General features: G+C 58.2%; 11 protein-coding genes, 1 pseudogene and 1 other annotated feature. Of the genes and pseudogenes, 10 read left to right on the top strand and 2 right to left on the bottom strand.

The genetic code is table 11. From position 1 onward, the window contains the following. Positions 1–7 precede the first annotated feature (7 nt). The gene (mscK, locus tag KK102_RS07420; protein ID WP_216357300.1) at positions 8–3,355 is read left to right on the top strand and encodes a mechanosensitive channel MscK; all 3,348 of its coding nucleotides are present in this window, start codon (positions 8–10) and stop codon (positions 3,353–3,355) included. Here mscK and rsmS read toward each other — a convergent pair. Together rsmS and priC are read right to left on the bottom strand one after the other, a co-directional pair. Further along, positions 3,352–3,541 (bottom strand): annotated as a pseudogene (rsmS, locus tag KK102_RS07415) (pleiotropic regulatory protein RsmS). The gene mscK and the pseudogene rsmS sit on opposite strands and share 4 nt — an antisense overlap. Positions 3,542–3,555: 14 nt before the next feature. Then, complete coding sequence (gene priC, locus KK102_RS07410) at positions 3,556–4,083, bottom strand: primosomal replication protein N'' (protein WP_216357299.1); 528 nt, start codon at positions 4,081–4,083, stop codon at positions 3,556–3,558. Positions 4,084–4,133: 50 nt separating this feature from the next. Between priC and KK102_RS07405 the strand changes: the two genes are divergently transcribed. From KK102_RS07405 to KK102_RS07365, 9 genes are all read left to right on the top strand, one after another. Further along, on the top strand, positions 4,134–4,511 hold the full coding sequence (locus tag KK102_RS07405; RefSeq protein WP_126543985.1) for a DUF454 family protein: 378 nt from the start codon (positions 4,134–4,136) through the stop codon (positions 4,509–4,511). Positions 4,512–4,662: 151 nt separating this feature from the next. Continuing rightward, on the top strand, positions 4,663–5,214 hold the full coding sequence (gene apt, locus KK102_RS07400; RefSeq protein ID WP_010428187.1) for an adenine phosphoribosyltransferase: 552 nt from the start codon (positions 4,663–4,665) through the stop codon (positions 5,212–5,214). An 88-nt stretch (positions 5,215–5,302) separates the two neighbouring features. After that, positions 5,303–7,231: a DNA polymerase III subunit gamma/tau gene (dnaX, locus tag KK102_RS07395; RefSeq protein WP_216357298.1), complete on the top strand. Its 1,929-nt coding sequence runs from the start codon at positions 5,303–5,305 to the stop codon at positions 7,229–7,231. Next, positions 6,561–6,625 (top strand) — a sequence feature (DnaX frameshifting element). (Overlaps the previous gene by 65 nt.) A gap of 53 nt (positions 7,232–7,284) precedes the next feature. Beyond that, positions 7,285–7,617 carry a YbaB/EbfC family nucleoid-associated protein gene (locus KK102_RS07390; RefSeq protein WP_003858972.1) on the top strand — a complete coding sequence of 111 codons (333 nt, stop codon included), beginning with the start codon at positions 7,285–7,287 and terminating at the stop codon, positions 7,615–7,617. Continuing rightward, positions 7,617–8,222 (top strand): recombination mediator RecR, encoded by a 606-nt coding sequence (recR, locus tag KK102_RS07385; RefSeq protein WP_008499298.1) that lies wholly within the window; start codon positions 7,617–7,619, stop codon positions 8,220–8,222. Before KK102_RS07390 ends, recR begins: the two co-directional genes overlap by 1 nt. Positions 8,223–8,332: 110 nt before the next feature. Beyond that, entirely contained in the window at positions 8,333–10,207 is a 1,875-nt protein-coding gene (gene htpG, locus KK102_RS07380; protein ID WP_045909747.1) for a molecular chaperone HtpG, read from the top strand. A gap of 228 nt (positions 10,208–10,435) precedes the next feature. Beyond that, the gene (adk, locus tag KK102_RS07375; RefSeq protein WP_010428200.1) at positions 10,436–11,080 is read left to right on the top strand and encodes an adenylate kinase; all 645 of its coding nucleotides are present in this window, start codon (positions 10,436–10,438) and stop codon (positions 11,078–11,080) included. 125 nt (positions 11,081–11,205) lie between these two features. Further along, entirely contained in the window at positions 11,206–12,168 is a 963-nt protein-coding gene (gene hemH, locus KK102_RS07370) for a ferrochelatase (protein ID WP_216357297.1), read from the top strand. A gap of 62 nt (positions 12,169–12,230) precedes the next feature. Beyond that, entirely contained in the window at positions 12,231–13,535 is a 1,305-nt protein-coding gene (locus KK102_RS07365; protein WP_216357296.1) for an inosine/guanosine kinase, read from the top strand. Positions 13,536–13,537: the final 2 nt, after the last annotated feature.

Genomic DNA, 13,537 nt, shown 5'->3' with positions numbered 1-13,537 from the left:
CACGACTATGCTGCTCACCAAACGCTCGCAACATCCTGTTCTTGCATTATTTTTTGCTATGCTGTTTTTCCTGGCTTCCGCGCCGCTTTCGTTTGCTCGCGCAGATAACGCCAGCGATATCCCTTCGCGTGCCGATGTTCAGGCGCAGCTTGATACGCTGAATAAACAAAAAGAGCTGTCGCCTCAGGAGAAACTCGTCCAGCAGGATCTGACGGAAACGCTGGAAACGCTGGATAAAATTGAACGCGTAAAAGCAGAAACGGCTCAGCTTCGCCAGAAGGTCGCGCAGGCCCCGGACAACATGCGCAAGGCGACAGAGGCGCTGAGCGCGCTGAGCGACGTCGATAACGATGACGAAACCCGCAAAACGCTTGCGACGCTCTCGCTGCGTCAGCTGGAGTCGCGTGTGGCGCAGTTGCTGGACGATCTCCAGACCGCGCAGTCCGATCTCGCCACCTATAACAGCCAGCTTGTCTCGCTGCAAACGCAGCCTGAGCGCGTGCAAAACGCGATGTACACCGCCTCTCAGCAGCTTCAGCAGATCCGCAACCGCCTGAATGGGACCGCTGTAGGAGATGGCGCGCTACGCGCTACGCAGCAAACGTTGTTGTTGATTCAGCAGACGTTGCTCAATGCGGAAATTGAACAGCAGCGCAAGAGCCTTGAAGGCAATACGGTGCTGCAGGATACGCTGCAAAAACAGCGTGATTACGTTACCGCCAACATTAATCGTCTTGAACACCAGCTCCAGCTGCTGCAGGAGGCGGTAAACAGTAAACGCCTGACGCTGACGGAAAAAACTGCTCAGGAAGCCGTATCGCCAGACGAAACCGCCCGCATTCAGGCCAACCCGCTGGTGAAGCAGGAGCTTGAGATCAACCATCAGTTAAGTGAGCGTCTGATTCAGGCCACCGAAAGCGGTAACTCGCTGGTGCAGCAGAATATTAAAGTCAAAAACTGGCTGGATCGCGCGCTGCAGGCGGAACGTAACATTAAAGAGCAGATTGCGGTTCTGAAAGGGAGCCTTCTGCTGTCGCGAATTTTGTACCAGCAGCAGCAGACGCTGCCGTCGGCCGACGAGCTGGAGGACATGACCAACCGCATCGCGGATTTACGTCTGGAGCAGTTTGACGTCAACCAGCAGCGCGATGCGCTTTTCCAGAGCGATAACTTTGTCGCGAAAGTGGAAGAGGGCCACTCCAGCGAGGTGAACCCGGAGGTTCACGACGCGCTGCTGCAGGTCGTCGATATGCGTCGCGAGCTGCTCGACCAGCTCAACAAACAGCTGGGCAATCAGCTGATGATGGCCATTAACCTGCAGATCAACCAGCAGCAGCTGGTGAGCGTCTCGAAAAGCCTGCAGGAGATTTTGACCCAGCAGATTTTCTGGGTGAACAGCAACAAGCCGATGGACTGGGACTGGGTCAAATCCTTCCCGGAGACGCTGAAGTCGCAAATCAAGAGCATGAAAATCACCGTCAACTGGGAAAAAGCCTGGCCTGCGGTGATGGTCGCCTTCCTCGCGGGCCTGCCGCTGTTGCTGATTGCGGGCCTGATCCGCTGGCGCCTGAAATGGCTGAAACAGTATCAGGCCAGGCTGGCGTCAGAAGTGGGGCAGCTGCGTAACGACAGCCAGCTGCACACGCCGAAAGCGATCCTGATTGACCTGATCCGCGCGCTGCCGGTCTGTCTGCTGATTCTTGCCGCCGGGCTGATTCTGCTCACGATGCAGCTCAACGTCAGCGACCTGCTCTGGGCGTTCAGCAAAAAGCTGGCGCTGTTCTGGCTGGTGTTTGGTCTCTGCTGGAAAGTGCTGGAAAAAGACGGCGTGGCGGTGCGCCACTTCAACATGCCTGAACAGCTTACCAGCCACTGGCGCCGCCAGATTGTGCGCATCAGCCTTGCGCTGCTGCCGCTGCACTTCTGGTCTGTCGTCTCTGAACTCTCACCGCTGCATTTGATGGATGATGTGCTGGGGCAGTTGGTCATTCTGCTGAACCTGCTGCTGATTGCCGTTCTGATGTGGCCGATGTGCCGCGACAGCTGGCGTGACAAAGAGTCCCACAACCTTCGTCTGGCGACCGTAACGGTGCTGGCGATCATTCCACTGGCGCTGATGGTGCTGACGGCAACGGGCTACTTCTATACCACGCTGCGCCTGTCAGGCCGCTGGATCGAAACGGTTTATCTGGTGATTGTCTGGAATCTGCTGTTCCAGACCGTGCTGCGCGGGTTGAGCGTGGCGGCGCGGCGTATCGCCTATCGCCGTGCGATCGCGCGCCGTCAGCATCAGGTGAAAGAGGGGGCAGAAGGCGCGGAGCCGCAGGAGGAGCCGACCATTGCGCTGGAGCAGGTCAACCAGCAAACCATGCGTATCACGATGCTGGTGATGGTAGCGCTGTTTGGCGTGATGTTCTGGGCCATCTGGTCTGATTTAATCACCGTCTTTGCGTATCTCGACAGCGTCAAGCTCTGGCAGTACAGCGGCACCGAGGCGGGCGTGACGGTGATGAAAAGCGTGACCATGGGCAGCCTGCTCTTTGCACTGGTCTCGTCGATGGTCGCCTGGGCGCTGATCCGCAACCTGCCGGGGCTGCTGGAAGTGCTGGTGCTGTCCCGACTTAACCTTCGTCAGGGGGCGTCGTACGCCATCACCACTATTCTGAACTACGTGATCATTATTGCGGGTGCGATGACGGTCTTTGGCTCGCTGGGCGTTTCATGGGACAAACTGCAGTGGCTGGCCGCAGCGCTCTCGGTAGGTCTTGGTTTCGGCCTGCAGGAGATCTTCGGTAACTTCGTTTCCGGCCTGATCATCCTGTTTGAACGTCCGGTGCGTATCGGCGATACCGTCACCATCGGGACCTTCTCCGGCACCGTCAGCAAGATCCGTATTCGCGCGACCACCATTACCGACTTTGACCGGAAAGAGGTGATTATTCCGAACAAAGCGTTCGTGACCGAGCGCCTGATCAACTGGTCGCTCTCCGATACGACCACCCGCGTGGTGATCCGCCTCGGCGTGGCCTACGGCTCCGATCTGGACAAGGTGAAAGAGGTGCTGCTGAAGGCGGCGTCTGAACATCCGAAAGTGATGCACGATCCGGCGCCTGCGGTGTTCTTCACCACTTTTGGCCCGAGCACGCTGGACCACGAGCTGCGCCTGTACGTGCGTGAGCTGCGCGATCGCAGCTACACCGTCGATGAACTGAACCGCGCGATCGACCGCCTGTGCCGTGAAAATGACATTAACATCGCCTTCAACCAGCTTGAGGTTCACCTGCGTAACGAAAAAGGTGAAGAGCATACGGAAGTGAAGCGCGAGATTAAGGGTGACGACCCCACTCCCGCTTAACATCCGCGGATGTTTTCCCCCTCTCCCTCAGGGAGAGGGCCGGGGTGAGGGTAATTTTGCTTCAAAATCCCGTCGCACAATCTCCAGCGCCTTCAGCACCGTCTCCGTCGGGATGGCATGATTCTCCAGCAGCATAATCAAATCTACGGCCAGCTTGACCTCATCGGGTGCATTTTCCAGTGACATGGGTGTGGCTCCTGTTAACGGGTCAAACGTTCTATGACGCGTTCAATTTCATCCAGCGCCTGACGGCAGCGGGCAATACGGCCTTCGAGGGCGCTTATCTCACGCATTAATAGCTGCTGCTCTTCCAGCGTTTCGCTGTTGTTCAGGCGCAGCTCGCGTTCGCGCTTCATCTCAAACAGTCGGCGTTCAAACTCCTGGTTCTCCAGCCGCTTGCGCTGCCATTTACCGAGTCCCGGCGAGGCGCTGTCCCAGGCGCGCAGCGGCCAGGCGGCGATTTCGCGATGTAAAGCAGTAATCTGCTCGGCGAGATGCTCCGCCAGCCAGGCCACCTGTTCCTGCTGTCCGTTCTCAACCGCATGGCGCAACTCATCAAGATTCGTTTGCGCCTCCGCAAGATAGTCCTGAATTAACGTGCTGCGGGTCCGAAAAAGCTGCCGGTCAAAGCGCGGTTTCAGCGTGGCGTGCCCCATCAGCGGCGTGGCCTGCGCGCGCAAGGCGATCAGCTGATTTTGCAGCGTCTCAAGAAGCAGTGCTGTTTTCAAGGCGCTCTCCAGTGGTAAAGTAGCCGTTCAGTTTGATAACGATTCGCATTATGCAGCGTACTATTTTAATCATCATTGGCTGGCTCGCGGTAGTGCTTGGCACGCTGGGCGTGGTTTTACCCTTGCTGCCGACCACGCCGTTTATTCTTCTGGCGGCCTGGTGCTTCGCCCGCTCGTCGCCGCGCTTTCACCACTGGCTGCTCTACCGCTCGTGGTTCGGCGGCTATCTGCGGCACTGGCAAAAACACCGGGCCATGCCGCCTGGGGCCAAGCCGCGCGCGATCGCGGTGATCCTCCTCACCTTCGCTATTTCATTATGGCTGGTGAAAATGATGTGGGTACGCATTCTGCTGCTGGCGATCCTGACCTGTCTGCTTATTTTTATGTGGCGGATCCCCGTGGTTGATGAAAAGCAACAAAAGCACTGAAGCCTCATCATGGCTGTTGCAATTATCGCGTACAGCCAGTAAATTCGACCGTTTTCGAGCACAGGTGCGCCTGGTTAAAGGTTAAGCAATTGTTACCTTTACCGACTGGTTGCGCGCCGTGAGTAACACTGTTTCACTTAGGCACAAACCGATGACCGCAACTGCACAGCAGCTTGAATTTCTGAAAAACAGCATCAAAAGCATCCAGGACTATCCAAAGCCTGGCATTCTTTTCCGTGATGTCACCAGCTTGCTGGAAGACCCGAAAGCGTACGCGCTCAGCATTGAACTGCTGGTCGAGCGTTACAAAAACGCCGGGATCACCAAAGTAGTAGGTACCGAAGCCCGTGGCTTCCTGTTTGGCGCACCGGTTGCGCTGGCGATGGGCGTAGGTTTTGTGCCGGTGCGTAAGCCGCGCAAGCTGCCGCGTGAAACCATTGCCGAAAGCTACGAGCTGGAGTACGGCACCGATCAGCTGGAGATCCACGTTGATGCGATCAAGCCTGGCGACAAAGTGCTGGTGGTGGACGATCTGCTGGCGACCGGCGGCACCATTGAAGCGACCGTGAAGCTGATCCGCCGTCTGGGTGGCGAAGTGACCGACGCGGCCTTCATCATCAACCTGTTCGATCTCGGCGGTGAACAGCGCCTGGAAAAACAGGGTATTACCAGCTACAGCCTGGTGCCTTTCCCGGGTCACTAATCCCGGTTTTCACAACCTCGCTCAATGGGTGAGGTTGTGATAGCATTCCCCTCCATAAATTCACCTTCCAGCGTTGCAGAGCCTGCCCATGAGTTATCAGGTGTTAGCCCGTAAATGGCGACCACAAACCTTTGCTGACGTTGTCGGTCAGGAACATGTGCTGACGGCCCTGGCGAACGGCTTGTCGCTAGGTCGCATCCATCACGCCTATCTTTTTTCCGGCACCCGCGGCGTCGGTAAGACCTCTATTGCCCGTTTGCTGGCAAAAGGTCTCAACTGCGAAACCGGGATCACCGCCACGCCGTGCGGCGTGTGCGATAACTGTCGGGAGATCGAGCAGGGGCGTTTTGTCGATCTGATCGAGATCGATGCCGCTTCGCGCACCAAAGTGGAAGATACCCGCGATCTGCTCGATAACGTGCAGTACGCCCCGGCGCGCGGCCGCTTCAAGGTCTACCTGATCGATGAAGTGCACATGCTGTCGCGCCACAGCTTTAACGCCCTGCTGAAGACGCTGGAAGAGCCGCCCGCGCACGTGAAGTTCCTGCTGGCGACCACCGATCCGCAAAAGCTGCCGGTCACGATCTTGTCGCGCTGCCTGCAGTTCCACCTGAAGGCACTGGACGTCGAGCAGATCCGCGCGCAGCTTGAACACATTCTTGATGAAGAAAAAATTGTCCACGAACCGCGCGCCCTGCAATTGCTGGCCCGCGCGGCGGACGGCAGCCTGCGCGATGCGCTCAGCCTGACCGACCAGGCGATTGCCAGCGGTGACGGCAAGCTCTCCACCGAGGCGGTCAGCACCATGCTCGGCACGCTGGATGACGATCAGGCGCTGTCGCTTATCGAAGCGATGATTGCCGCCAACGGCGAACGCGTGATGTCGCTGGTAAACGCGGCTGCCGCCCGAGGCGTGGAGTGGGAGGGGCTGCTGGTTGAAATGCTTAGCCTGCTGCACCGCGTGGCGATGCTGCAGCTTTCTCCCTCCGTCATTGGTGCGGATATGGCGACCATTGAACAGCGGATGCGTGAACTTGCCCGCACCGTGCCGCCTGCCGACGTGCAGCTGTACTACCAGACGCTGCTGATTGGCCGCAAAGAGTTACCGTTCGCGCCGGATCCGCGGATGGGCGTTGAAATGACGCTGCTGCGCGCGCTGGCGTTCCACCCGCGCATGCCATTGCCTGAGCCGGAAGTGCCGCGACAGTCTTTCGCGCCGGTCGCCCCTACGGCGGTGATGTCGCCGCAGCAGGTGCCGCCGCAGCCGACGCCGCCACCGCAGCAAAACGTGCCGCTGTCGGATGCCACCAGTTCGGTGCTTGCCGCACGCAGCCAGCTGCAGCGTGCCCAGGGAGTAACCAAACCAAAAAAGAGTGAACCGGCAGCGCCAGGAAGAGCGCGGCCGGTGAACAACGCCGCGCTTGAACGACTGGCCTCGGTAACGGAGCGCGTACAGTCGCGTCCGGCACCGTCCGCGCTCGAGCAGAAAGCCCCGGTGAAAGAAGAGGCTTACCGCTGGAAGGCGACCACCGTTGTGGAAACGGTGAAGCAAGAGGTCGCCACGCCGAAAGCGCTGAAAAAGGCGCTGGAGCATGAAAAAACGCCGGAGCTTTCAGCGAAGCTTGCCGAAGAGTCCATTGCGCGCGACGCCTGGGCCGCCGAGGTCAGCAAACTCCAGCTGCCGAAGCTGGTGGAGCAGGTCGCGCTGAACGCCTGGAAAGAGCAGGACGGCAATCAGGTGCGTCTGCACCTGCGTCCGGGCCAGCGACACCTCAATTCTCCTGGCGCGCAAAAGGCGCTGGCCGAGGCGCTTGCCGCTTTACAGGGCGCGCCGGTTGAATTGACTATCATTGAAGATGATAATCCGGCAGTGAAAACGCCGCTCGAGTGGCGCCAGGCCATTTATGAAGAAAAGCTCGCGCAGGCGCGCGAGGCGATTATTGCGGATAACAACATTCAGACCCTGCGCCGGTTCTTCGACGCCGATCTGGATGAAGAGAGTATTCGCCCCATTTGATCGTGAGTCTGACTTACGGTTGTAATCCTTAAACGTGAAAAAGAGAGAAGCCTATGTTTGGTGGAAAAGGCGGTCTGGGTGGCCTGATGAAGCAGGCTCAGCAGATGCAGGAAAAAATGCAGAAGATGCAGGAAGAGATCGCTCAGCTGGAAGTCACGGGTGAATCCGGTGCCGGCCTGGTCAAGGTGACCATCAACGGCGCGCACAACTGCCGTCGCGTGGAAATCGACCCAAGCCTGCTCGAAGACGACAAAGAGATGCTGGAAGATCTGGTTGCAGCCGCGTTTAACGATGCCGCGCGCCGTATCGACGAAACTCAGAAAGAGAAAATGGCCTCCGTTTCCAGCGGCATGCAGCTGCCGCCTGGCTTCAAGATGCCATTCTGATGCAAACCAGTCCGCTGCTCACGCAGTTAATGGAAGCACTGCGCTGCCTGCCGGGCGTTGGCCCGAAGTCGGCGCAGCGCATGGCGTTTACGCTATTGCAGCGCGACCGCAGCGGCGGGATGCGCCTGGCGCAGGCTTTAACCCGCGCCATGTCAGAAATTGGTCACTGTGCGGACTGCCGCACCTTTACCGAGCAGGACGTGTGTAACATCTGCACGAACCCGCGTCGTCAGGAAAACGGTCAGATTTGCGTGGTGGAGAGTCCGGCGGATATCTACGCTATCGAACAAACCGGGCAGTTTTCCGGCCGCTACTTCGTGCTGATGGGGCATCTCTCCCCGCTGGACGGTATTGGCCCGGATGATATCGGTCTCGACCGCCTTGAACAGCGTCTTGAGTCCGAAACCATCAAAGAGGTGATCCTCGCCACCAACCCGACGGTGGAAGGGGAGGCAACCGCCAACTACATCGCCGAGCTGTGCTCGCAGTACGGCGTTGACGCCAGCCGCATCGCCCACGGCGTGCCGGTGGGCGGCGAGCTGGAGATGGTGGACGGCACCACGCTGTCGCACTCTCTGGCCGGGCGTCACAAGATTATTTTCTGACCAAACGGAGGCTGCGCGCGCGGCCTCCGCTTGAAAATTTCCCCCCGTATCCCCATCTCTCACTCAACGTTTTACAACCCCATTAAATGGCATTGTTGAGGTCGACATAGATGAAAGGACAAGAAACCCGCGGTTTCCAGTCAGAAGTAAAACAGCTTCTGCACCTGATGATCCATTCCCTGTATTCCAACAAAGAAATTTTCCTGCGTGAGCTGATTTCCAACGCCTCGGATGCGGCGGACAAGCTGCGCTTCCGCGCGCTGTCTAACCCGGATCTGTACGAAGGCGACGGCGAGCTGCGCGTGCGCGTCTCGTTTAATAAAGAGAACCGCACCCTGACTATCGCCGATAACGGCATCGGGATGAACCGCGACGAGGTGATCGACCACCTCGGGACCATCGCGAAATCCGGCACTAAGGCGTTCCTGGAGTCCATGGGCTCTGACCAGGCGAAAGACAGTCAGCTGATCGGCCAGTTCGGCGTCGGTTTCTACTCGGCGTTCATCGTGGCGGACAAAGTCACCGTGCGCACCCGTGCGGCGGGTGACAGCGCTGAAAACGGCGTGCTGTGGGAATCCAAAGGGGAAGGCGAATACACCGTTGATGACATCACCAAAGCGGACCGCGGCACCGAAATCACCCTGCACCTGCGTGAAGGGGAAGATGATTTCCTGAACGACTGGCGCGTGCGCTCCATCATCAGCAAATATTCCGACCACATCGCCCTGCCGGTCGAGATTGAAAAACAGGAAGAGAAAGACGGTGAAACCGTGGTTTCCTGGGAGAAAATCAACAAGGCGCAGGCGCTGTGGACGCGCAACAAGTCTGAAATTAAAGACGACGAGTACAACGAATTCTACAAGCACATCGCCCACGACTTTACCGACCCGCTGACCTGGAGCCACAACCGTGTGGAAGGTAAGCAGGAGTACACCAGCCTGCTGTACATCCCGGCACAGGCGCCGTGGGACATGTGGAACCGCGATCACAAGCACGGCCTGAAGCTGTACGTGCAGCGCGTCTTCATCATGGACGACGCCGAGCAGTTCATGCCGAACTACCTGCGCTTTGTCCGCGGCCTGATCGATTCCAACGACCTGCCGCTGAACGTCTCCCGTGAAATTCTGCAGGACAGCACTGTCACCCGTAACCTGCGCAACGCCCTGACCAAACGTGCGCTGCAGATGCTGGAAAAACTGGCGAAAGACGATGCGGAAAAATATCAGACCTTCTGGAAACAGTTCGGCCTGGTGCTGAAAGAAGGCCCGGCAGAAGACACCGCGAACGTTGAAACCATCGCTAAACTGCTGCGCTTCGCCTCAACGCATACTGACTCCTCCGCGCAGACAGTGTCGCTGGAAGAGTACGTCTCCCGCATGAAAGAAGGGCAGGAGAAGATCTACTACATCACCGCCGACAGCTACGCGGCGGCGAAGAGCAGCCCGCACCTGGAGCTGTTGCGCAAGAAAGGCATCGAAGTGCTGCTGCTTTCAGACCGCATCGACGAGTGGATGATGAACTACCTGACTGAGTTCGACGGTAAGGCGTTCCAGTCCGTTGCCAAAGCCGACGAGTCCATCGACAAGCTGGCGGATGAAGTGGATGAGAACGCGAAAGAAGCCGAGAAGGCGCTGGAGCCGTTCGTTGAGCGCGTGAAAACGCTGCTGGGCGACCGCGTGAAAGAGGTGCGTTTCACCCACCGTCTGACCGACACCCCGGCCATCGTCACCACCGATGCCGACGAAATGAGCACCCAGATGGCGAAACTGTTCGCTGCGGCGGGACAGGCCGTGCCGGAAGTGAAATATATCTTTGAGCTTAATCCGGATCATCCGCTGGTGAAACGCGCGGCGGATACCCAGGACGACGCCCGCTTTGCGGAGTGGGTTGAACTGCTGCTGGATCAGTCCCTGCTGGCCGAGCGCGGTACGCTGGAAGATCCTAACCTGTTCATTAAACGTGTGAATGCGCTGCTGCTGGCGTAATTAAACACCTGCCCCTCACCCTACCCTCTCCCCAAAGGGGAGAGGGTGTTCAAGTTCCCTCTCCCCTTTGGGGAGAGGGTTAGGGTGAGGGGGATCCCTCGCACCCTCCCAAATAATCTCCCCCCGTTAACCGTTTCAGCCTTCCTGCCTTCCTTGAGCCACGCCCGTTCTGGTGGTATTGTTTAGCGCTTTTGAAAAATTGAAACGACTTTTGAGGGGATTTTCGCAATGCGTATTATTCTGCTTGGCGCTCCGGGCGCGGGTAAAGGAACTCAGGCTCAGTTCATCATGGAGAAATACGGTATTCCGCAAATCTCCACCGGTGATATGCTGCGCGCCGCTGTTAAATCTGGCTCCGAGCTGGGTAAACAGGCGAAAGACATCATGGACGCAGGCAAGCTGGTAACCGACGAGCTGGTGATTGCTCTGGTCAAGGAGCGCATTGCTCAGGAAGACTGCCGTAACGGTTTCCTGCTGGACGGCTTCCCACGCACCATTCCTCAGGCTGACGCCATGAAAGAAGCGGGCATCAACGTGGACTACGTTCTGGAGTTCGACGTACCGGACGAGCTGATTGTTGACCGCATCGTTGGCCGTCGCGTACACGCTGCTTCTGGCCGCGTTTACCACATCAAATTCAACCCGCCTAAGGTTGAAGGCAAAGACGACGTGACCGGCGAAGAGCTGACCACCCGTAAAGACGATCAGGAAGAGACCGTGCGTAAACGCCTGGTGGAATACCATCAGATGACCGCGCCGCTGATCGGCTACTACACCAAAGAAGCGCAGGCGGGTAACACCCAATACGCCAAAGTCGACGGTACCAAAGCCGTGGCTGACGTACGTGCAGAGCTGGAAAAAATCCTCGGCTAATTGCACCGCTCTCACCCGGGTTCTCCGGGTGAGAAATATTCTCATCTCACCTATTACAGCAATGGGTTTCGTTTAAACGCATTTCCGCTACAATTGACAACCTATCAAATGGTTAAGAGGCGTGAATGAGTCAGGCGAAAACCGGCATCCTGCTTGCCAATCTGGGCACCCCAGAAGCACCTACATCAGACGCGGTAAAACGCTACCTGCGACAGTTTTTAAGCGACACGCGCGTTGTGGATACCCCAAGACTGCTGTGGTGGCCGCTGCTGCGTGGCGTCATTCTGCCGATTCGTTCTCCGCGCGTCGCCAAACTCTATCAGTCCGTGTGGATGGAAGAGGGTTCGCCGCTGATGGTCTACAGCCGTCGTCAGGAAAAAGCGCTGGCTGCCCGCCTGCCGGAGATGCCCGTTGCGCTCGGCATGAGCTACGGCAAACCCTCCCTGGAAAGCGCGGTAGAATCCCTGCTGGCGCAGGGCGTGGACCATATCGTCGTGCTGGCGCTCTACCCGCAGTACTCCTGCTCGACGGTTGCCGCCGTCTGGGACGAGCTGGCGCGCATACTGGCGACCCGCCGCCGCATTCCGGGCGTGACCTTTATTCGCGACTACGCGGATAACGAGCTCTACATCAAGGCGCTTGCTAACAGTGCGCGCGCGTCGTTTGAAAAGCACGGCGAGCCGGATCTGCTGCTGCTTTCCTATCACGGGATCCCGCAGCGTTTCGCTAACGAGGGGGATGACTACCCCCAGCGTTGCCGCGATACCACCCGCGAGCTGGTCTCCGCCCTTGGCCTGCCGCCGGAGAAGGTAATGATGACCTTCCAGTCGCGCTTCGGCCGCGAGCCGTGGCTGACGCCGTACACCGATGAAACCCTCAAAATGCTGGGCGAGAAGGGCGTGAAGCACATTCAGGTGATGTCGCCGGGCTTCTCGGCCGACTGTCTGGAAACGCTGGAGGAGATTGCGGTACAAAACCGGGAATTTTTCCTTGAGGCTGGCGGCGAAAAGTACGAGTACATTCCGGCGCTTAACGACTCCCCAGAGCATATCGACATGATGGTCTCGCTGGTGACGAACAGCCGCTGATCGCGCTTGAGGCCGGGTTTGTGCTACCATTCCCGGCTTCTATTCCTTGCACAGTTCAGACCATGAAATTTCCCGGTAAACGTAAATCAAAACACTACTTCCCCGTTAACGCTCGCGATCCGCTCCTGCAGCAAATCCAGCCTGAAAATGAAACCAGCGCCGCATGGGTGGTGGGTATCGATCAGACGCTGGTGGATATTGAAGCCAAAGTGGATGATGCGTTTGTTGCGCGTTACGGTCTGAGCGCCGGTCACTCGCTGGTGATTGAAGACGACGTTGCCGAAGCGCTGTACCAGGAGCTGGTGCGCGAAAACCTGATTACCCATCAGTTTGCCGGTGGCACCATCGGCAATACCATGCACAACTACTCCGTCCTGGCAGACGACCGCTCGGTGCTGCTCGGCGTGATGTGCAGCAATATCGAAATTGGTGGCTATGCCTACCGCTATCTCTGCAACACCTCCAGCCGTACCGATCTGAACTACCTGCAGGGCGTTGACGGGCCGATTGGCCGCTGCTTCACGCTGATCGGCGAATCCGGCGAGCGGACCTTTGCCATCAGCCCTGGGCATATGAACAAGCTGCGCGCGGAAAGCATCCCCGAAGAGGTGATTGCGGGCGCCTCGGCGCTGGTGCTGACCTCCTACCTGGTGCGATGCAAGCCGGGCGAGCCGATGCCGGAAGCGACCATGAAGGCGATTGAGTACGCGAAGAAGTACGATGTCCCGGTCGTCCTGACGCTGGGGACCAAATTCGTGATTGCCGATAACCCCGAATGGTGGCAGGCGTTCCTGAAAGAGCACGTTTCGATTCTGGCGATGAACGAAGAAGAAGCCGAAGCGCTGACCGGCGAAAGCGATCCGCTGCTGGCATCTGACAAAGCGCTGGACTGGGTGGATCTGGTGCTCTGCACCGCTGGCCCGGTTGGGCTGTACATGGCGGGCTTCACGGAGGAAGAGAGCAAGCGCAAGACCCAGCACCCGCTGCTGCCCGGCGCGATTGCCGAGTTCAACCAGTACGAGTTCAGCCGCGGCATGCGTTATAAAGATTGCATTAACCCGCTGCGCATCTACTCTCACATCGCGCCATATATGGGCGGACCGGAGAAGATCATGAACACCAACGGCGCGGGCGACGGCGCGCTGGCCGCGCTGCTGCACGACATTACCGCCAATGCCTACCACAAAACCAACGTGCCGAACTCCAGCAAGCATAAGTTCAGCTGGCTGACCTATTCCTCGCTGGCGCAGGTATGCAAGTACGCCAACCGCGTAAGCTATCAGGTGCTGAACCAGCACTCGCCGCGCTTAACGCGTGGCCTGCCGGAACGGGAAGACAGCCTCGAAGAGGCGTATTGGGATCGGTAAAA

Origin of the sequence: Enterobacter quasimori, from assembly GCF_018597345.1 — a bacterium.
Taxonomy (GTDB): Bacteria; Pseudomonadota; Gammaproteobacteria; order Enterobacterales; family Enterobacteriaceae; genus Enterobacter; species Enterobacter mori.
Note: the sequence above shows the minus strand (reverse complement) of the source record. Positions and strands in the feature narration are given on the sequence as shown.